This is a genomic window from Streptomyces vilmorinianum, assembly GCF_005517195.1.
GTDB lineage: Bacteria > Actinomycetota > Actinomycetes > Streptomycetales > Streptomycetaceae > Streptomyces > Streptomyces vilmorinianum.
In genome coordinates, this window is sequence record NZ_CP040244.1 from 1,010,001 (window position 1) to 1,030,861 (window position 20,861).

General features: G+C 69.4%; 14 protein-coding genes and 2 rRNA genes (1 of these 16 only partly in view). 9 read left to right on the plus strand and 7 right to left on the minus strand.

Features of this window, described 5'->3' with window-relative positions; translation table 11 throughout:
• Positions 1-2,259 (plus strand): 23S ribosomal RNA (locus FDM97_RS04845); it begins 862 nt to the left of the window's first position.
• A 79-nt stretch (positions 2,260-2,338) separates the two neighbouring features.
• Positions 2,339-2,455, plus strand: a 5S ribosomal RNA gene (rrf, locus tag FDM97_RS04850).
• Between the two features lie 85 nt (positions 2,456-2,540).
• On the opposite strand, the gene FDM97_RS04855 is transcribed toward rrf, so the two are convergent.
• The 5 genes from FDM97_RS04855 to FDM97_RS04875 are packed head-to-tail and all read right to left on the minus strand — an operon-like array spanning position 2,541 to position 7,966.
• The gene (locus FDM97_RS04855) at positions 2,541-3,851 is read right to left on the minus strand and encodes a DUF58 domain-containing protein (RefSeq protein ID WP_137989024.1); all 1,311 of its coding nucleotides are present in this window, start codon (positions 3,849-3,851) and stop codon (positions 2,541-2,543) included.
• A 12-nt stretch (positions 3,852-3,863) separates the two neighbouring features.
• Entirely contained in the window at positions 3,864-4,847 is a 984-nt protein-coding gene (locus FDM97_RS04860) for an AAA family ATPase (RefSeq protein ID WP_137989025.1), read from the minus strand.
• A complete protein-coding gene (locus FDM97_RS04865; RefSeq protein WP_137989026.1) occupies positions 4,844-6,055 on the minus strand; it encodes a DUF4350 domain-containing protein in 1,212 nt (403 codons plus the stop codon). The genes FDM97_RS04860 and FDM97_RS04865 overlap by 4 nt, the downstream gene beginning before the upstream one ends.
• Positions 6,052-6,741, minus strand: coding sequence for a DUF4129 domain-containing protein (locus tag FDM97_RS04870; protein ID WP_137989027.1), 690 nt, complete (start codon positions 6,739-6,741; stop codon positions 6,052-6,054). Before FDM97_RS04870 ends, FDM97_RS04865 begins: the two co-directional genes overlap by 4 nt.
• Positions 6,742-6,745: 4 nt before the next feature.
• Positions 6,746-7,966, minus strand: a complete 1,221-nt coding sequence (locus tag FDM97_RS04875) for a DUF7544 domain-containing protein (protein WP_137989028.1) — start codon at positions 7,964-7,966, stop codon at positions 6,746-6,748.
• 493 nt (positions 7,967-8,459) lie between these two features.
• Between FDM97_RS04875 and mtrA the strand changes: the two genes are divergently transcribed.
• The 6 genes from mtrA to FDM97_RS04905 all read left to right on the plus strand — a co-directional run bounded on the left by mtrA (position 8,460) and on the right by FDM97_RS04905 (position 15,891).
• Entirely contained in the window at positions 8,460-9,137 is a 678-nt protein-coding gene (mtrA, locus tag FDM97_RS04880) for a two-component system response regulator MtrA (RefSeq protein WP_010356958.1), read from the plus strand.
• A gap of 1 nt (position 9,138) precedes the next feature.
• Positions 9,139-11,148: an MtrAB system histidine kinase MtrB gene (gene mtrB / locus FDM97_RS04885; protein ID WP_137989029.1), complete on the plus strand. Its 2,010-nt coding sequence runs from the start codon at positions 9,139-9,141 to the stop codon at positions 11,146-11,148.
• 157 nt (positions 11,149-11,305) lie between these two features.
• The gene (locus tag FDM97_RS04890; protein WP_137994661.1) at positions 11,306-13,075 is read left to right on the plus strand and encodes an LpqB family beta-propeller domain-containing protein; all 1,770 of its coding nucleotides are present in this window, start codon (positions 11,306-11,308) and stop codon (positions 13,073-13,075) included.
• 61 nt (positions 13,076-13,136) lie between these two features.
• Entirely contained in the window at positions 13,137-13,952 is an 816-nt protein-coding gene (locus FDM97_RS04895; RefSeq protein ID WP_137994662.1) for a ComF family protein, read from the plus strand.
• Between the two features lie 294 nt (positions 13,953-14,246).
• Entirely contained in the window at positions 14,247-14,927 is a 681-nt protein-coding gene (gene hpf / locus FDM97_RS04900) for a ribosome hibernation-promoting factor, HPF/YfiA family (RefSeq protein WP_432816192.1), read from the plus strand.
• 208 nt (positions 14,928-15,135) lie between these two features.
• On the plus strand, positions 15,136-15,891 hold the full coding sequence (locus FDM97_RS04905) for a response regulator (RefSeq protein ID WP_137989031.1): 756 nt from the start codon (positions 15,136-15,138) through the stop codon (positions 15,889-15,891).
• Between the two features lie 80 nt (positions 15,892-15,971).
• Here FDM97_RS04905 and FDM97_RS04910 read toward each other — a convergent pair whose 3' ends face one another.
• Entirely contained in the window at positions 15,972-17,147 is a 1,176-nt protein-coding gene (locus tag FDM97_RS04910; RefSeq protein WP_175439038.1) for a winged helix-turn-helix domain-containing protein, read from the minus strand.
• Between the two features lie 51 nt (positions 17,148-17,198).
• Positions 17,199-17,792: a GNAT family N-acetyltransferase gene (locus FDM97_RS04915; protein ID WP_137989033.1), complete on the minus strand. Its 594-nt coding sequence runs from the start codon at positions 17,790-17,792 to the stop codon at positions 17,199-17,201.
• 237 nt (positions 17,793-18,029) lie between these two features.
• Here FDM97_RS04915 and secA point away from each other — a divergent pair, with 237 nt between their 5' ends.
• Entirely contained in the window at positions 18,030-20,840 is a 2,811-nt protein-coding gene (gene secA / locus FDM97_RS04920) for a preprotein translocase subunit SecA (RefSeq protein ID WP_137989034.1), read from the plus strand.
• The last annotated feature ends 21 nt before the right edge of the window (positions 20,841-20,861 follow it).

Consider the following 20,861-nt stretch of genomic DNA (forward strand, 5'->3'; position numbering starts at 1 on the left):
GATGACCTGTGGTTAGGGGTGAAAGGCCAATCAAACTCCGTGATAGCTGGTTCTCCCCGAAATGCATTTAGGTGCAGCGTCGTGTGTTTCTTGCCGGAGGTAGAGCACTGGATAGGCGATGGGCCCTACCGGGTTACTGACCTTAGCCAAACTCCGAATGCCGGTAAGTGAGAGCGCGGCAGTGAGACTGTGGGGGATAAGCTCCATGGTCGAGAGGGAAACAGCCCAGAGCATCGACTAAGGCCCCTAAGCGTACGCTAAGTGGGAAAGGATGTGGAGTCGCAGAGACAACCAGGAGGTTGGCTTAGAAGCAGCCACCCTTGAAAGAGTGCGTAATAGCTCACTGGTCAAGTGATTCCGCGCCGACAATGTAGCGGGGCTCAAGCGTACCGCCGAAGTCGTGTCATTGCAGCAATAGGGCCAACGCCCGCTGTGATGGGTAGGGGAGCGTCGTGTGCCGGGTGAAGCAGCCGCGGAAGCGAGTTGTGGACGGTTCACGAGTGAGAATGCAGGCATGAGTAGCGATACACACGTGAGAAACGTGTGCGCCGATTGACTAAGGGTTCCTGGGTCAAGCTGATCTGCCCAGGGTAAGTCGGGACCTAAGGCGAGGCCGACAGGCGTAGTCGATGGACAACCGGTTGATATTCCGGTACCCGCTTTGAAACGCCCAATATCGAGCCCATTAATGCTAAGGCCGTGAAGCCGCCCCGGAGCCTTCGGGCAAAGGGGAGTGGTGGAGCCGCTGACCCAAGGTGGTAGTAGGTAAGCGATGGGGTGACGCAGGAAGGTAGTCCAGCCCGGGCGGTGGTTGTCCCGGGGTAAGGGTGTAGGCCGTGTGATAGGCAAATCCGTCACACGTTAAGGCTGAGACCTGATGCCGAGCCGATTGTGGTGAAGTGGATGATCCTATGCTGTCGAGAAAAGCCTCTAGCGAGTTTCATGGCGGCCCGTACCCTAAACCGACTCAGGTGGTCAGGTAGAGAATACCGAGGCGTTCGGGTGAACTATGGTTAAGGAACTCGGCAAAATGCCCCCGTAACTTCGGGAGAAGGGGGGCCATCACTGGTGATCGGATTTACTCCGTGAGCTGGGGGTGGCCGCAGAGACCAGCGAGAAGCGACTGTTTACTAAAAACACAGGTCCGTGCGAAGCCGTAAGGCGATGTATACGGACTGACGCCTGCCCGGTGCTGGAACGTTAAGGGGACCGGTTAGCTCTGTTTCGACAGGGCGAAGCTGAGAACTTAAGCGCCAGTAAACGGCGGTGGTAACTATAACCATCCTAAGGTAGCGAAATTCCTTGTCGGGTAAGTTCCGACCTGCACGAATGGCGTAACGACTTCTCGACTGTCTCAACCATAGGCCCGGTGAAATTGCACTACGAGTAAAGATGCTCGTTTCGCGCAGCAGGACGGAAAGACCCCGGGACCTTTACTACAGTTTGATATTGGTGTTCGGTTCGGCTTGTGTAGGATAGGTGGGAGACTTTGAAGCCGTGACGCCAGTCATGGTGGAGTCGCCGTTGAAATACCACTCTGGTCGTGCTGGATGTCTAACCTCGGTCCGTGATCCGGATCAGGGACAGTGTCTGATGGGTAGTTTAACTGGGGCGGTTGCCTCCCAAAGGGTAACGGAGGCGCCCAAAGGTTCCCTCAGCCTGGTTGGCAATCAGGTGTTGAGTGTAAGTGCACAAGGGAGCTTGACTGTGAGACCGACGGGTCGAGCAGGGACGAAAGTCGGGACTAGTGATCCGGCGGTGGCTTGTGGAAGCGCCGTCGCTCAACGGATAAAAGGTACCCCGGGGATAACAGGCTGATCTTCCCCAAGAGTCCATATCGACGGGATGGTTTGGCACCTCGATGTCGGCTCGTCGCATCCTGGGGCTGGAGTCGGTCCCAAGGGTTGGGCTGTTCGCCCATTAAAGCGGTACGCGAGCTGGGTTTAGAACGTCGTGAGACAGTTCGGTCCCTATCCGCTGTGCGCGTAGGAATATTGAGAAGGGCTGTCCCTAGTACGAGAGGACCGGGACGGACGAACCTCTGGTGTGCCAGTTGTCCTGCCAAGGGCATGGCTGGTTGGCTACGTTCGGGAGGGATAACCGCTGAAAGCATCTAAGCGGGAAGCCTGCTTCGAGATGAGTATTCCCACCTCCTTGAGAGGGTAAGGCTCCCAGTAGACGACTGGGTTGATAGGCCGGATGTGGAAGCCCAGTAATGGGTGGAGCTGACCGGTACTAATAGGCCGAGGGCTTGTCCTCAGTTGCTCGCGTCCACTGTGTTAGTTCTGAAGTAACGAACACGCCCCCTGCGGGGTGCGGCGGTTCAACTTCATAGAGTTTCGGTGGTCATAGCGTTAGGGAAACGCCCGGTTACATTCCGAACCCGGAAGCTAAGCCTTTCAGCGCCGATGGTACTGCAGGGGGGACCCTGTGGGAGAGTAGGACGCCGCCGAACAATCATTGTGGGAAAGCCCCGCACCTTCTGGTGCGGGGCTTTTCTGCGTTTGGGGCTCCCTTTCGGGAGCCCGTAGCCGTTTCCGTCAGAGGCGGCCGGCGGCCTTGAGAGCCAGGTAGGCGTCCGCCAGTGCGGGCGCGAGGTTCTCGGGGGTGGCGTCGACGACGGTTACGCCGTGCCGGTGGAGCTGATCCGCCGTACGGCGGCGCTGGGCCTGGGCCTGGGTGGCGGCAGCGGCCTCGTAGACACCGTCGATCGTGCCGCGGCCGGTTGCCATGCGGGCCGTGTGCGGGTCGGCGACCGAGGCCACCAGGACGGTGTGGCGCTGGGTGAGCTGTGGGAGGACCGGGAGGAGGCCCTCCTCGATCGGAGCCGCGTCGAGGCTCGTCAGCAGGACGATGAGAGAACGGCGCGGGGCTCGGGCCAGTGCGGTGGCGGCGAGGGCGCGGGCGTCCGTCTCCACGAGCTCGGGCTCGAGCGGGGCCAGGGCGTTGACCACCGCGGGCAGGACGTCGCCGGCTGAACGGCCCTGCACCTGGGCGCGGAGCCGGCGGTCGTAGGCCAGGAGGTCGACGCGGTCGCCGGCGCGGGAGGCGAGGGCGGTGAGGAGCAGGGCGGCGTCCATCGAGGCGTCGAGACGCGGGACGTCGCCGACCCGGCCGGCCGATGTGCGGCCGGTGTCGAGGACGATCAGGATGTGACGGTCGCGCTCCGGGCGCCAGGTGCGGACGGCGACAGTCGTCTGCCGTGCGGTGGCCCGCCAGTCGATGGAACGGGTGTCGTCGCCGGGGACGTACTCGCGGAGGCTGTCGAACTCGGTGCCCTCGCCGCGGGTGAGGACGCTGGTGCGGCCGTCGAGCTCGCGGAGGCGTGCCAGCCGGGACGGCAGGTGCTTGCGGCTCGTGAACGGGGGCAGGACGCGGACCGTCCACGGCACCGTGTGACTGCCCTGCCGGGCGGCCAGGCCGAGGGGACCGTAGGAGCGGACCGTGACGCGTTCCGCGTGGCGGTCGCCGCGGCGGGTCGGGCGCAGTGCTGTGGTGATCCGGCGACGCTCGCCTGCGGGCACGGTGAGCTTCTGGCGTGAGGCGGCCTGTTCGGTGCCCGGGACCCAGCTGCTGGGCGGCCAGGCGTCGCGGAGCTGGGCGCGGAGGCGGCGGCGGGACGTGTTGGTGACGGTGAGCTGGACCTCCGCTCCGTCACCCAGTCGAACTGTTGTGTCACCGCTTCGGGTGAACTGCAGCGTTCGCACTGGCGCGGCCATCGCGTAGTCGCACAGAATTGCGAGTGAGAGGGGCGCGTTCACCGCGAGCATCCCCGTCCAACTGGGGGCGAGGATGCCCACGGGAAGCGATCCGAGGGCGGCGAGCAGTGCGGTTCGTCCGGTGAGGGCCATGGGGCGCCGTTCTCAGCGGGGTACGGGGACGTGGGCGAGGATCGAGTTGATGACGGAGTCGGCGGTGACTCCTTCCATCTCGGCCTCGGGCCGCAGCTGGATGCGGTGGCGCAGAGTGGGCAGTGCCAGGGCCTTCACATCGTCCGGGGTGACATAGTCCCGGCCGGTGAGCCAGGCCCAGGCGCGGGCGGTGGAGAGCAGGGCGGTGGCACCTCGGGGGGAGACACCGAGGGTGAGCGAGGGGGATTCACGCGTGGCACGGCAGATATCGACGACATAGCCGGCGATCTCGGGGGAGACCGAGGTCTTGGCGACGGCGGCGCGAGCGGCCTCGAGTTCGGCGGGGCCGGCGACCGGACGGACACCGGCGGCCTGGAGGTCGCGGGGGTTGAAGCCGTTCGCGTGCCGGGTCAGGACGTTGATCTCGTCCTCGCGGGAGGGCAGCGGGACCGTCAGCTTGAGAAGGAAGCGGTCGAGCTGGGCCTCGGGGAGGGGGTACGTGCCCTCGTACTCGACGGGGTTCTGGGTCGCGGCGACCAGGAACGGGTCGGGCAGCGGGCGGGGAGTGCCGTCGACAGTGACCTGGCGCTCCTCCATCGCTTCGAGGAGAGAGGACTGCGTCTTGGGAGGGGTGCGGTTGATCTCGTCCGCGAGCAGCAGATTGGTGAAGACCGGGCCGGGCTGGAAGGAGAACTCCGCGGTACGGGCGTCGTAGACCAGTGAGCCGGTGACGTCGCTCGGCATCAGGTCGGGGGTGAACTGGACGCGCTTGGTGTCGAGTTCGAGCGTGGCCGCGAGCGCACGGACGAGCAGCGTCTTGGCGACGCCGGGGACTCCTTCGAGGAGGACATGGCCCCGGCAGAGGAGGGCGACGACGAGTCCGGTGACGGCGGGGTCCTGGCCGACCACGGCCTTTGCGATCTCGGTGCGCAGGGCCTCCAAGGAGGCGCGGGCGCTGTCCGAGCTCGTAGGGGTCTCGGGGGTCGGGGCACTCATGAGGTGCGTACCTCTCTTTCGAGGGCGTCGAGTTGGTCTGCCAGGCGGATGAGAGTGGCGTCGTCGGCGGGTGCCGGGCCGAAGAGGAGGTCCCTGGGGTCTGCGGTGGTCTCGGGGAGACGGGCGGAGAGCGCGGGGAGCAGGGTCTCGGGGGAGTGGGCGTCCTGGGTGGCGACGCCGAGGAGGGGCGCGATCCGGGTGCGGGTCGCGGTGCGCAGGACGGCGGCCGCGCGGTCGCGGGCGTTGGCCTTGCGGTACAGGCGGGCACGGCCTTCGGTGGCCTCGGAGGCGCGGATGGCGACCGGAAGTCGTTCGGTCACCAGCGGGCCGAGGCGACGGCCTCGCCAGATCGCGGCGAGGACGGCGGCGACGGCGAGTTGGAGCGTGCCCCACAGCCAGCCCGAGGGCACGAGTGAGAGGAAGCCGTCGGCGGTGCTGTCGGGGGACTCTCCCTCGGGGTCGCCCTCGGTGACGGAAGCATCGGAGAGGGAGGGGAGGTACCAGACGAGATGAGGGCGGGAGCCGAGGAGTTGCAGGGCGAGCGAGGCGTTGCCCTGCTTGTCGAGACGTTCGTTGTAGAGGACGTCGGGGGAGCCGAGGAGGACGGTGTCGCCGCCGGCGGAGGCCGGGACCGTGAGCAGGGTCGGCAGTCCGTCGCCGAGGTAGCAGCTGTGGGCACCGTCGTTGGCGGTCGTGTAGCGCTCGCCACCGATGTCGACGCTTCCGGCGCGGACGGCGGCGGGCAGGGAGCAGCTGGGCTCACGGGCCGTCACCGACGTGCTGGTGGCGGCGGTGACGCCGGGCGCCAGGGTGGCGACCGAGGCGTGGCCGGCGCCGACGAGGACGGTGCGGCCGCCGGAGGTGGTCATGGCCCTGTGCAGCGTGGCCTGCTGATGGACCGTCAGCAGGTCCGGCGTGGTGACCAGCAGGGTGCTGTCGGCTCCGGCCGCGGCGGTGACGTCGGCGAGGGTGGTGGCCACCTGGACGGTGATGCCCTGGGCCTTGAGGAGTTCGGCGACGGCGCGGCTGCCGTTGGGGTCGGCGGAGCGGGGGTCGAGATGGCCGTGGTGGTCGGCGGAGCGCATGGTCGCCAGGACGATTCCGCCGATCAGGACCAGCGCGAGGACGAGGAGCACGCCGCGGGCCCGGGTCCAGAGCTGGCGGGGCGTCAGAGAGGCCGAAGTGGCGCTGGTGCGCGGGCGGCTCATGTGGGCGTCCCGGCGGACGTGGTGTCGAGCGTGGGCCTGGTCCGCTCCAGGGACACGTCCAGCTCCTCGATGCGGCGGTACGCGGACTCGTCGGCGGTGCGGCCGCCGTATGTGACGTCGTCGAAGGAGCGGGCGGCGGCGCGGAGTTCGTCCGCGTGGGAGGGCAGGGTGCGGCCCGCCTCTGCGGCGGCCTCGTCGGCCGTACGGCCCGGGCGCGGGTCGAGGAGGGTGCGCTCCTCCAGGGAGCGGACGATGGCCCGCATCCGTTCCTGGACGGCCTGGTTCCAGCGGCCGGCCGAGGCGTGCCGGGCGGCCGTCGCCCGGTGTTCGTCGGCCGTGCGGGGGCCGTCGTCGAAGAGGGAGTCCGCCGTGGTGGGGGTGCGCTGCGGTGTGCCGAGGCGCCACCACAGCCCACCCACCAGGGCGAGCACGACCAGGATGATCACGAGAAGGCCGAGCAGGCCGCCGGGCGTCGCCCCGGAGGCCGCGTCGAAGAGGTCGCCGACCCACTCCCAGAAGCGGTCGAGGCCGCGTTCGAGCAGGCTGGGGTCGTTCTCGTGGTACATCGGCTTGGACAGTTCCCGCTCCGCCGCCTCACGGGCGGGGACGCGGGGGATGTCCAGTGGTATGTCGTCGGCGCGCTGGAACGCCGTCGGTGTGGTGATCGTGCCCCCCGTGAACGTCACCCCGTCAGCTCCCGGTGTGGTCGCCCGGTGCGGGGCCGTAGCCGGGGATGCCCGCGGCACGGGCGAGTTCGAGGTCCAGAGCCTCACGGCGGATGCGCTGGTCCACGTAGAGCAGGACGGTCACACCGGCGGCGATCGGGTAGGTGATCGCGCTGACGATCACTCCGCCGATGCCGTTGATGATCAGGAACGACCAGCCGAACTCGGGGGTGGAGCCGGAGAGGAGGCCGCTGAATCCGTCGCCGTCGACGGCGATCGCGAGGAAGGCGAACGGCACCACGATGATCATCGCGACGAGGAAGAGCAGCAGCTGCGTCAGCAGCGTGATGCCGAAGATACGCCACCAGGAGCCCTGGACCAGCTTGGCCGAGCGCTTCATGGAGGGGATGACGCCCTGCCGCTCCAGCATCAGGGCGGGAGACGCCAGGCTGAAGCGGACCATCAGCCAGATGATGACGACGAAGGCGCCCAGGCCGCCGAGGGCCGCGAGGCCGGCGCCACCGTCTCCGCCGATCAGCAGACCGGGCAGCAGGCCGACGAACATGATGGCCGCGGCCATCAGCGGCAGCACCAGGGTCAGCCCGAGCAGCTGGAGCAGGCGCGGGCGAGCCTCCTGCCAGGCCGCTCCGACCGAGACCGGGCGGCCCAGGACCGCACGGCTGATGACGACGGTGAGCAGAGCGGCACTGACCAGGCTGGCCATGAGCACGATGAGGATCGCCGGGATCGAGCCGACCAGGGCTGCCTGCATGGAGTCGCCGAACTGCGCCAAGGCCTCCTCGGGGGTCGCGTCCGGGTTGAGCTCGGGCGGGGCCGGGACGAGGTAGCGCTGGGCGAGGATGTCGGCGACCTGGGAGATCACCGCGACCGTGACCGAGATGGTCAGGACCGTGCGCCAGTAGGTACGGAGGGTCGACACGGCTCCGTCGAGGATCTCGCCCATGCCCAGGGGGCGCAGCGGGATCACGCCGGGCTTGGCGGCCGGCGGCTTGCCCCAGCCGCCGGGGCCCGGGCCGCCCCAGCCGGGCGCGGGCCGAGGCGCGGGGGCCTGGCCGGGTACCGATGCGGTCGGCGGGGACCACTGCCCGGCGGGCGGCTGGTCCTTGGACCACTGAGGGGCGGAGCCGTTCGCGTCACCGGGCGTCGCGGGCCGGGGAACCCCGGAGCCGTCCTGGCCGTCGGAGGGAGCAGACCCGGGCGAAGTCCAGCCCGGAGTGTCGTTCACGGTCGTCCACCTCGAGGAATGGTCGCGGGGCCGGTTCGGCGAGCCGGCACGGTCACAGGGGGCCGACCGCCTGTCGGAGCGGCGGGCCGGAGCCATCGTGCCACGAGGGGCCCGCCGGTGGGCGGGGCCGGTAGGTCCTTCTCACCTTCATTGTGCGAGCTCAAGGGGGCAGACTGGGCCGATGCCTGATCAGTACGCACAAACCGCAGCTGCGGCGCCGTACGAGACGGCGATACCACGCGCTGCCGCACACCGGGAGAAGGCCGAGCGAGCCGGCGGGTCCGAGGCCGGGAAGGACGCCCGGCCGCTCCATGGGCCAGGCGAGGCTGATCGGGGTACGGTTCAGGGCGGCCACGGGGGGTGACATCCATGTCTGACATCACGACCCACGGACGGGGGCAACCATCGGTGGACGATCACGGACGTCGACACTGGTCAGTGAGCTATCTCACCAGCCGCCTTGAGACTGATACGGAAATGGGATGATGTCGATATGAAGGGACGCGTTCTTGTCGTCGATGACGACACCGCACTGGCCGAGATGCTCGGGATCGTGCTGCGGGGTGAAGGGTTCGAGCCGTCGTTCGTAGCGGACGGTGACAAGGCACTCGCCGCATTCCGTGAGGCCAAGCCGGACCTGGTGCTGCTGGACCTCATGCTGCCCGGAAGGGACGGCATCGAGGTGTGCCGGCTCATCAGGGCCGAGTCCGGTGTGCCCATCGTCATGCTGACGGCCAAGAGCGACACCGTCGACGTGGTCGTGGGGCTGGAGTCCGGGGCCGACGACTACATCGTCAAGCCGTTCAAGCCGAAGGAGCTCGTCGCCCGTATCCGGGCGCGGCTGCGGAGGTCGGAGGAGCCCGCGCCGGAGCAGCTCACCATCGGTGATCTGGTCATCGACGTGGCCGGTCACTCGGTGAAGCGGGACGGGCAGTCCATCGCCCTGACGCCGCTCGAGTTCGACCTGCTCGTCGCGCTGGCCCGCAAGCCGTGGCAGGTGTTCACCCGTGAGGTCCTGCTCGAGCAGGTCTGGGGCTACCGGCACGCGGCCGACACCCGGCTGGTGAACGTGCACGTCCAGCGGCTGCGCTCGAAGGTCGAGAAGGACCCGGAGCGCCCGGAGATCGTGGTGACCGTCCGTGGCGTCGGGTACAAGGCGGGACCGAGCTGACATGAGCGCAGGCAGTACTGCTCCGAAGCCCGGGGACCCGGGAGTCCGGTCGGGGCGGACTGCCGGACCGGGGCGGGGGGGCTCGCGATTCGGCCGTCTGCTCCACGGTGGACGGCTGCTCCAGGACGGGGCGCCGGGTGGACCGGTGCTCCGGCTCCTCGCGCGCTGGGTGCGCCGTCCGCTGCTGCCCGCCGTACGGCTGTGGCGGCGGAACATCCAGCTGCGGGTGGTCGCGGGCACCCTGCTGATGTCGCTCGGCGTGGTGCTGCTGCTCGGCCTCGTCGTCATCGGCCAGGTCCGCAACGGGCTGCTCGACGCCAAGGAGAAGGCCGCCCAGAGCCAGGCCGCCGGCGGCTTCTCGGCCGCCCAGGACAAGGCGGCGACCACGCCGCCCGTGCCGGGCGGGCAGGACGGCGGCCGTGCCGGTTCCTCGCTGACCTGGCGCTCCACGCTGGTCGAACAGCTCGCCAGTGGTGGCCAGAGTGCGTTCAACGTGGTCGCGCTGTCCCTGGAGGACTCGGACGGACCCGCGAGCCGGGGCGCCCGGGCCTCGGGCGAGGTCGACCCGGCCACGAGCATCCCCGGCGAGCTGCGGCATTCCGTGGCCCAGGGCGCGGGCACCTTCCAGACGTACGCCCGGATCCACTACACCAACGGCAAGCACTCCGAGCCGGGACTCGTGCTCGGCAAGCGGCTCAACGACGCCGAGGGCACCCAGTACGAGCTCTACTACCTCTTCCCGCTGACGCAGGAGGAGGACTCCCTCACCCTGGTGAAGGGCACGCTGGCGACCGCCGGGCTGTTCGTGGTCGTCCTGCTCGGTGCCATCGCCTGGCTGGTGGTGCGCCAGGTCGTCACCCCCGTGCGGATGGCGGCCGGGATCGCCGAGCGGCTGTCGGCGGGCCGTCTGCAGGAGCGGATGAAGGTCACCGGCGAGGACGACATCGCCCGCCTGGGTGAGGCCTTCAACAAGATGGCGCAGAGCCTCCAGCTCAAGATCCAGCAGCTGGAGGAGCTCTCGCGGATGCAGCGGCGGTTCGTCTCGGACGTGTCGCACGAGCTGCGCACGCCGCTGACGACGGTACGGATGGCGGCCGACGTCATCCACGAGGCCCGCGTCGACTTCGACCCGGTCACCGCGCGCTCCGCCGAGCTGCTCGGCGACCAGCTCGACCGCTTCGAGTCGCTGCTCGCCGATCTCCTGGAGATCAGCCGCTTCGACGCGGGAGCGGCGGCGCTGGAGGCCGAGCCGATAGATCTGCGTCAGGTCGTACGTCGGGTGATCGGCGGGGCCGAGCCGCTCGCCGAGCGCAAGGGCGGCCGGATCGTGGTCGTCGGCGACGAGCAGCCGGTCGTGGCCGAGGCGGACGCCCGCCGGGTCGAGCGGGTGCTGCGCAACCTCGTCGTCAACGCCGTCGAGCACGGCGAGGGCAAGGACGTGGTCGTCAAGCTGGCCGCCGCCGGCGGGGCCGTCGCCGTGGCCGTACGGGACTACGGGGTCGGGCTCAAGCCCGGCGAGGCGACCCGGGTCTTCAACCGGTTCTGGCGGGCGGACCCGGCACGCGCGCGTACCACCGGCGGCACGGGCCTGGGCCTGTCGATCGCGGTGGAGGACGCGCGGCTGCACGGCGGCTGGCTGCAGGCCTGGGGCGAGCCCGGAGGCGGCTCGCAGTTCCGGCTCACCCTGCCGCGCACCGCGGACGAGCCGCTGCGCGGTTCCCCGATCCCCCTGGAGCCGGAGGACTCGCGGCGCAATCGCGAGCAGGCGGCGGCGGGGCAGGCGCGGGAGAACGGGGCGCGGCAGGTGTCGCTGCCGGTGCAGCCCGCCGGAGACCGTCCCACCCTGCCCGTACCACCGCGGCTGCCGACGGTGCCGCGGGCCACGGCGGACCCGACGGCCCTGCCGGGCAGCGGTGCCCGGGTGGTCGCGCGGACGACGGCCGAGGCCGACATCGGTGAAGCGATGGCGTCGTCGAACGCCGAGGGGGAGGACGGAACACGTGGGCGCTGACTCCCGAGAGCAGCGGAAGCGGGTCGGCGGCGAGCGTGAGGGCCAGGGGGCGGCCCCGGGGCGCCGTGAAGCGGCCGGGGGGCGCTCCCGTACGCGTACCGCGCGGACGAGCGTGCTGCTCGCGTGCGGCGGGCTGCTGGTGGCCGGGTGCGCGACGATGCCCGACAGCGGGGACGTACGGAACGTGAAGGCGTCCAACCCGGGCGACTCGCAGGTCCGGGTGTACGCCGTGCAGCCGCGGGAGAACGCGGAGCCGGACGAGATCGTCGACGGCTTCCTCGAGGCCATGACCAGCGACGACCCGGGCTTCGCCACGGCCCGGAAGTATCTGACGAAGCAGGCCGCGCGCGCGTGGAAGCCGGAGCAGAGCATCACCGTGCTCACCACCGCGCCGGACCGCGAGCAGGCCGACCGTCTCGCCGACCCGGAGAGCCAGGGGCGGTCCTACCCGATCCGCGGCCGGCAGATCGCGACCGTGGACGCCCGGCACGCCTACCAGCCGATGAGCCCGGCCGAGTACCGGGACTTCATCCATGTGGTGCAGCAGCCCTCCGCGGACGGCAAGGGCATGGAGTGGCGCATCGACCACCTGCCGCCGGGTCTGGTGCTCAGTCAGGCCGACTTCCAGCGCAACTACCGCTCCGTCAACAAGTACTACTTCGCGTCCGGAGAGGACTGGGTCGTCGCCGACCCGGTCTACATCCGGCAGCGGCAGGACCCGGTGACCCGGATGGATCCGGTGACCCAGACCGTCAAGGCGCTTCTTGAAGGGCCGACGAACTGGCTCAAGCCGGCGGTCGATTCGCGCTTCCCCTCCGGAACGGAGCTGAAGGAGGGCGTCACCACGCTCGCGACGGACGATCAGTCCACGCTGAAGGTGCCGCTCAACGCCAAGGCCGACCGTGTGGGAGGGGAGGTGTGCCGGCGGATGGCGGCTCAGTTGTTGTTCACGCTCGGCGATCTGACGTCCGTACGGGTGGAGAAGGTGGAGCTGCAGCGGGCCGACGGCACGTCGCTGTGCGCGGTGGCCAAGGCGCAGGCGGAGGAGTTCGCGCCGGTGCATGACGGGGGCCGGGGGGAGAACCCGTTTTTCGTCGACGAGCACGGCACGCTGAAGACGCTGCCGGTCGGCGGCACGGAGGACACGGAGGCGCAGGTGACGCCCGGGCCGTTCGGCAAGGGCGCCACGGAGCTGCGGTCCGTCGCGATCGACCGCGCCGAGAGCCGCGCGGCCGGGGTCGGCAAGGACGGCAGAGAGCTGCGCGTGGCGTCGATCCTCTCCGACCACGAGCTGAAACCCGCGCTGCTCACGAGCACCGCGGCCCGGCCCGAGGACCGGCTGTCCGCGCCCAGCTGGGACGGCCGCGGCGACCTGTGGGTGGCCGACCGCAACCCCGCGAAGCCGCGCCTGTGGGTGATTCCGGACGGCGAGGGGGAGCCCCTGGAGGTCCGGGCGCCCTGGCTGTCGGACGGCGCTCGGGTCGAGTCGCTGCGGGTCTCCGCGGACGGGGTGCGCATCGCTCTGCTGCTCAAGGACCAGGACGGCCGCACGACGCTCAAGATCGGGCGCGTGGAGCGGGATGACCGCGGGACGCAGCAGACCGTGTCGGTCGTGGACCTGCAGCCCGTGGTGCCGGGGATGGAGACGGTCACCGCCGTGTCCTGGGCGGGTCCGAGCCGGCTCGTCGTCGTCGGCAAGGAGGCCGGCGGCGTCCAGCAGGTCCGGTACGTCCAGACGGACGGCGCGACGTCGGCGACCTCGGTGCTGCCGGGCCTCAACGGGGTGACGGCGGTCGCGGCGCCGAACGACGACAGGTCGCCGGTGGTCGCCGACTCGGGCAACGACGGCATCGTGCGGCTGGTGCCGGGCGCGAACTGGCAGCGCCTGGTCAAGGTCGAGGGCTCCGCTCCGGTCTACCCGGGATAGCTTTCTGCTCCCGTTGTCCACAGGGCTGGCCGGACCGATCCGGCAGGAGGACAGTGGAGCCATGCGGGGGTGGTGGCGCGAGATCGCCGGACTGGTGCTGCCGGTCGCCTGTGGAGGCTGCGGCAGGCCCCGTACGGAGTTGTGCCCGGCCTGCCGGGCGGACCTGGCGGGCCCGGGACCGCGCCGGGTGAGGCCCCTGCCCGAGCCGGCCGGACTGCCGGTCGTCCATGCCTCGGCGCCGTACGCCGGTGCCGTACGGTCGGTGCTCCTCGCCCACAAGGAGCGCGGCGCGCTGTCCCTCGCCGGGCCCCTGGGCTCCGCGCTCGCGGGCGCCGTGGAGGCTGCTGCCGAGCGCTCTGGCGCCTCGGGGGCCGTTCCCCTTCTTCTTGTACCGGTCCCCTCGTCACGACGCTCGGTGCGGGCGCGTGGCCACGATCCCACCCGGCGGATCGCACTGGCCGCCGCGGGGCGGCTACGCCGTCAGGGGCGGGCCGCTCGGGTGATTCCGGTGCTGCGCCAGCGGCGCGCCGTGGCGGACCAGTCGGGGCTCGGCGCCCGCGGGCGGTTCGCCAACCTGGCCGGGGCGCTGGAGGTGCTCGCGGGCGGCGCGCGGCTCATGGAGCGCGGGCAGGTGGTCCTTGTGGACGATCTGATGACCACGGGTGCCTCGTTGGTGGAGGCGGCGAGGGCACTGCGTGCCGTACACCGGCCGTTCATTCCCGGGGCGGCGGAAGGCACGGCCGACGGCGCCGCCGGCGGCACGCCGGAAAGCGGATTCGTACAGCCCGCAGCGGCGGTAGTCGCATGTTCTCCGGCGTCGTTCGAGATAAACCGGAACTGGCGGAGAACTTGCATCGTTGCAGGTGGTGAGAGGTGAAAACACCCGAACGGAGGTATGTGGCTGCAGCGGGTGCCGACACCCGTCCGAAAGAGCTATGTTCGGTTGTGAGGAATGGCGAAGGCTACGCCTCACCGAATGCACGGGTGCGCCGTCAGGACAGGAGTTCAGGGCGAATTAACCTCGGGTTGGTGGGGTGGGGATCTTGCCGACTGGGGAGGAGGAGGTGAAAGTCGCCAAGTCCGAGGCTCCGGCATTCACCGGAGTCTGGTGCAAAGGGAGATGCTCAGCGGCCGAGGAGCCGTACTGAGCGATCCGGGAACGGAGTTCTGCGTGGACATCGTCGTCAAGGGCCGCAAGACCGAGGTGCCCGAGCGGTTCCGCAAGCACGTGGCCGAGAAGCTGAAGCTGGAGAAGATCCAGAAGCTCGACGGCAAGGTGATCAGCCTCGACGTCGAGGTGTCCAAGGAGCACAACCCGCGGCAGGCCGACCGGTCCGACCGTGTGGAGATCACCGTCCATTCCCGAGGCCCGGTGATCCGGGCAGAAGCGGCAGCAGGCGACCCGTACGCAGCGCTCGACCTCGCCCACGGCAAGCTCGAGGCGCGACTGCGCAAGCAGCACGACAAGCGGTACACCCGCCGTGGCAACGGCAGGCTCTCGGCGGCCGAGGTCGCCGATGTGGTGCCGGGCGTCGCACAGCTCAACGGAAGCGGCGAGCTGGTGGGCGCGGAGACCGGCGGGGTGCCCACCACGATGATGGGCTCGATCGAAGTACAGGGCGAAGGCCCGCTGGTCGTCCGCGAGAAGACCCACAAGGCCGCTCCGATGACCCTCGACCAGGCGCTCTACGAGATGGAGCTCGTCGGTCACGACTTCTATCTGTTCGTCGACTCCGACACGAAGCAGCCGAGTGTCGTCTACCGGCGGCACGCATACGACTACGGCGTCATCCACCTGGAGAGCGACCCGCTCGCCGAAGGCGGCGGCGCCGGTGGTGCCCTCGGCGGCTGACCCGCAGCCGCAGCACCACACTCAACTTGTCCGTCACGGTGCCCCTGGAGCGCCCCTTGCGCCCCCCAGGGGCACCCCCGTGCGACCACGGGATCACCGCGCCGAGGCCCGGGCATGAAATCATGGCGTGCACGCCAACCGGTGCTCCGAGAGCACGGGTTGGAGGACCGAACACGAATTCAGGCCACGGCCTTCAGGGGGAGGAACGATGGCGGACAGCTTCGGGCCGGTGCACAGCGGGCGAGAGCCCGATGGCGCGGCCACCGCGGAGGGATCGGATTCGGACAGCGGGGAGTCCCGCAAGGAGCCGATCCGGGTTCTCGTGGTGGACGACCACGCCCTTTTCCGTCGCGGTCTGGAGATCGTCCTTGCCCAGGAGGAGGACATTCAGGTCGTCGGCGAGGCCGGTGACGGGGCCGAGGCGGTCGACAAGGCGGCCGACCTGCTGCCCGACATCGTGCTGATGGATGTCCGGATGCCCAAACGCGGCGGCATCGAGGCCTGCACCTCCATCAAGGAGGTGGCCCCCAGCGCGAAGATCATCATGCTGACGATCAGCGACGAGGAGGCCGATCTCTACGACGCGATCAAGGCGGGCGCGACCGGCTATCTCCTGAAGGAGATCTCCACCGACGAGGTCGCCACCGCGATTCGCGCGGTGGCCGACGGCCAGTCGCAGATCAGCCCGTCGATGGCGTCCAAACTCCTCACCGAGTTCAAGTCGATGATCCAGCGGACGGACGAGCGCCGGCTCGTCCCCGCGCCCCGGCTGACCGACCGCGAGCTGGAAGTCCTCAAGCTCGTCGCGACCGGGATGAACAACCGGGACATCGCCAAGGAACTGTTCATCTCCGAGAACACGGTGAAGAACCACGTCCGCAACATCCTGGAGAAGCTCCAGCTGCACTCCAGGATGGAAGCGGTCGTCTACGCGATGCGGGAGAAGATCCTCGAGATCAGGTGAGGGACCAGCGCTGGAGCGCCCCCTGCTGGGGGTCCTACGCCCCGGGAGATGCAGCGCGATGCGGGAGAAGATCCTCGAGATCAGGTGCCCTCCGCGGCCAGCTCCGCCGTCAGCGCCGTCGCCGTCTCCGGGCGGTCCGCCCGTTCGATGCGTACCGTGTCGCAGCCCACCCACTCGGCCGCCTCGCGCAGCGCGCGCGCCATCGCCGGGGCCGACTTCGGGGAGTCCAGCGACACCTGCCGTGCCACCAGCGTCCTGCCCTCGCGCGCCGGGTCGACCCGGCCCACCAGCTTCCCGCCCGCGAGCAGCGGCATCGCGAAGTAGCCGTGCACGCGCTTCTGCTTCGGCACGTACGCCTCCAGGCGGTGCGTGAAGCCGAAGATCCGCTCCGTGCGCGCCCGCTCCCAGATCAGCGAGTCGAACGGCGAGAGCAGCGTCGTACGGTGCCGGCCGCGCGGCTCGGTTGCCAGCGCCGCCGGGTCGGCCCAGGCCGGCTTGGACCAGCCCGCCACGGTGACCGGCACGAGCCCGGAGGACTCGACCACGGCGTCGAAGTGCTCGCCCTTGATCCGGTGGTAGTCGGCGATGTCCGCGCGCGTGCCCACGCCCAGCGCCTCGCCCGCCTGCCGCACCAGCCGCCGCAGGCACTCGGTGTCGTCCAGATCGTCATGGAGCACGGCGTCCGGGATCGCCCGCTCGGCCAGGTCGTAGACCCGCTTCCAGCCGCGGCGCTCGGTGCACACCACCTCGCCGTACATCAGCGCCCGCTCCACGGCGATCTTCGACTCGGACCAGTCCCACCACTCGCCCTTGTTCTTCGCGCCGCCGAGCTCGGTCGCCGTCTGAGGCCCCTCGGTCAGCAGCTGCTTGATCACCGCGTCGTACGCGCCGTCCGGCAGGTCGTGGTACCAGTGCGGGCGGCCGCGGTAGGCGCGGCGCCGGAAGGCGAAGAGCGGCCACTCCTCCACGGGCAGGATGCAGGCCGCGTGCGACCAGTACTCGAAGGCGTGGCCCTCGGTCCAGTACGCCTCCTCGACCGCCGTACGGCCCACCGCGCCCAGGCGGGCGTACGGGATCAGCTCGTGCGAGCGGGCCAGGACGGAGATCGTGTCGAGCTGCACCTGACCGAGGTGGCGCAGCACGCCCCGCACCCCCGCGCGGCGGTCGGGCGCGCCCAGGAACCCCTGGGCGCGCAGGGCGATCCGGCGGGCTTCGTCCGCGGACAGTTCGGTGGCGGGCGGCGGCACAGTCGTCATGATCCGTACCCTAGAGGCCGCCACTGACAGCCGGTCCGGGATCAGTCCACATCAGTCCACATCAGTCCGGATCAGCTCCGGGGACGGGAGATACGGCAGCGGACTCGGCAGGCCGAGGTCGGAGGGGAGCAGCGAGGCGACCCAGGTGTCCCGCAGGGTGCCGTTGTTGGGCAGCCCGGCCCGCAGCACGCCCTCCATCGTGAAACCGGCCTTCTGCGCGACGGCGCGCGAGCCCTCGTTGCCCACCTCGGCGCGCCACTCCAGGCGGGTACAGCCGATCTCCGTGAAGGCCCAGCGGGCCAGGGCGAGGGCGGCCTCGGTCATGTAGCCGCGGCCTCGGTGCTCCTTGGCCGTCCAGAAGCCGATCTCCCACGCGCCCGAGCGCGGGTGGTGGAGCGCCACCGCGGCGAGGATCGGGCCGCCCTCCCGGAGCCGTACGGCGAAGCTGTACTCCGTGTCGTCGCGCCAGCCGTCCGGAACGACCCGGTTCAGGAAGAACGCGGCGTCCTGTGGCCCGTAGGGCGAGGGGACCGCCGTCCAGCGCTGGATCTCGGGGTCCTGGCAGATCGCGTGGACCTCGTCGGCGTCCCCGGGGGTGAACGTGGCCAGGGTCAGGCGTTCCGTGCTCAGTGTCGTCGGCTCCATGACGGAATTCTGGTGAGAACGCCGAAGGGATGCGAACACTTTTCGGGCCTGGCGGCACCTTCGGCGCGTCTCGAGCGTTCTCATTCCGGGCAGCGGTGACGCTCCGGCCCTTCGGGCCTCCCGGCGCGGCGGCGGTCTCGCTTACGATGGCCGTTGCGGTGGGGACCACCTGCCGTGCCCGCGCCCGAGTCATGACAAGACCCAGTGCAGGCCCGACCGGCAAGGAGACCAGCCTCAGTGTCCGTCTTCAACAAGCTCATGCGTGCAGGCGAAGGCAAGATCCTGCGCAAACTGCACCGCATCGCGGACCAGGTCAACTCCATCGAAGAGGATTTCGTCAACCTCTCCGACGCCGAGTTGCGGGGGCTCACGGAGGAGTACAAGCAGCGGTACGCCGACGGTGAGAGCCTCGACGACCTGCTCCCCGAGGCTTTCGCGACCGTCCGCGAGGCCGCCAAGCGCGTCCTCGGCCAGCGTCACTACGACGTCCAGCTGATGGGCGGCGCCGCCCTGCACCTCGGCTACGTCGCCGAGATGAAGACCGGTGAGGGCAAGACCCTCGTCGGCACGCTCCCGGCGTACCTGAACGCGCTGTCCGGCAAGGGCGTCCACCTGATCACGGTGAACGACTACCTGGCCGAGCGCGACTCCGAGATGATGGGCCGCGTCCACAAGTTCCTGGGCCTGACCGTCGGCTGCATCCTCGCCAACATGACGCCGGCCCAGCGCCGCGAGCAGTACGCCTGCGACATCACGTACGGCACGAACAACGAGTTCGGCTTCGACTACCTGCGCGACAACATGGCGTGGTCCAAGGACGAGCTCGTCCAGCGCGGCCACAACTTCGCCTGTGTCGACGAGGTCGACTCCATCCTGGTCGACGAGGCCCGTACGCCGCTGATCATCTCCGGCCCGGCCGACCAGGCCACCAAGTGGTACGGCGACTTCGCCAAGCTGGTCACCCGCCTCACCAAGGGTGAGGCCGGAAACACCCTCAAGGGCATCGAGGAGACCGGCGACTACGAGGTCGACGAGAAGAAGCGCACCGTCGGCATCCACGAGTCCGGCGTCGCCAAGGTCGAGGACTGGCTGGGCATCGACAACCTCTACGAGTCGGTGAACACCCCGCTCGTCGGGTACCTGAACAACGCCATCAAGGCCAAGGAACTGTTCAAGAAGGACAAGGACTACGTCGTCATCGACGGCGAAGTCATGATCGTCGACGAGCACACCGGCCGTATCCTCGCGGGCCGCCGCTACAACGAGGGCATGCACCAGGCGATCGAGGCGAAGGAAGGGGTGGACATCAAGGACGAGAACCAGACCCTCGCCACGATCACCCTGCAGAACTTCTTCCGCCTCTACGACAAGCTCTCCGGCATGACCGGTACGGCCATGACCGAGGCCGCCGAGTTCCACCAGATCTACAAGCTCGGCGTCGTCCCGATCCCGACGAACAAGCCCATGGTCCGTAAGGACCAGTCGGACCTGATCTACCGGACCGAGGTCGCCAAGTTCGCCGCCGTCGTCGACGACATCGCGGAGAAGCACGAGAAGGGCCAGCCGATCCTCGTCGGTACGACGTCGGTCGAGAAGTCCGAGTACCTCTCCCAGCAGCTCTCCAAGCGCGGCATCCAGCACGAGGTGCTCAACGCCAAGCAGCACGACCGTGAGGCGACGATCGTCGCCCAGGCCGGCCGCAAGGGCGCCGTCACCGTCGCCACGAACATGGCCGGCCGAGGCACCGACATCAAGCTCGGCGGCAACCCGGACGACCTGGCCGAGGCGGAGCTGCGCCAGGCGGGCCTGGACCCGGTCGAGCACGTCGAGGAGTGGGCCGCGGCCCTCCCCGCCGCCCTGGAGCGTGCCGAGAAGGCCGTGAAGGCGGAGTTCGAGGAGGTCAAGGAGCTCGGCGGTCTGTACGTCCTCGGCACCGAGCGCCACGAGTCGCGCCGGATCGACAACCAGCTGCGCGGCCGTTCCGGCCGTCAGGGCGACCCGGGCGAGTCCCGCTTCTACCTCTCCCTCGGCGACGACCTGATGCGCCTGTTCAAGGCCCAGATGGTCGAGCGCGTCATGGCCATGGCCAACGTGCCGGACGATGTGCCGATCGAGAACAAGATGGTCACGCGGGCCATCGCCTCCGCCCAGTCCCAGGTCGAGACCCAGAACTTCGAGACGCGTAAGAACGTCCTGAAGTACGACGAGGTCCTCAACCGGCAGCGTGAGGTCATCTACGGCGAGCGCCGCCGTGTCCTGGAGGGCGAGGACCTGCACGAGCAGATCCAGCACTTCATGGACGACACGATCGACGACTACATCCGCCAGGAGACCGCCGAGGGCTTCGCGGAGGAGTGGGACCTCGACCGGCTCTGGACCGCGTTCAAGCAGCTCTACCCGGTGAAGGTCACCGTGGAGGAGCTGGAGGAGGCGGCCGGCGACCGTGCGGGTATCACCGCCGAGTTCATCGCCGAGTCCGTCAAGGACGACATCCACGAGCAGTACGACGCCCGTGAGAAGTCGCTCGGCTCGGAGATCATGCGTGAGCTGGAGCGCCGCGTGGTCCTCTCCGTGCTCGACCGCAAGTGGCGCGAGCACCTCTACGAGATGGACTACCTCCAGGAGGGCATCGGCCTGCGCGCGATGGCCCAGAAGGACCCGCTGGTCGAGTACCAGCGCGAGGGCTTCGACATGTTCACCGCGATGATGGAGGGCATCAAGGAGGAGTCCGTCGGCTACCTGTTCAACCTGGAGGTCCAGGTCGAGCAGCAGGTCGAGGAGGTCCCGGTGCAGGCGGCCGAGAAGACCTCGCTGGACAAGGGCGCCGTCCCGGCGGGCGCCGGGCGTCCGGAGATCCGCGCCAAGGGGCTCGACGCCCCGCAGCGGCCGGACCGGCTGCACTTCACCGCGCCGAAGGTGGACGGCGAGGGCAGCATCGTCGAGGGCGACTTCGTCAGTGAGGACGCCTCCGCCGGTGGTGACGGCATGACGCGCGCGGAGCGCCGCAAGGCGCAGAAGAGCACCGGCGGGCGTCGCCGCAAGAAGTAACCCCCGCTGAGGGGCTGGAGG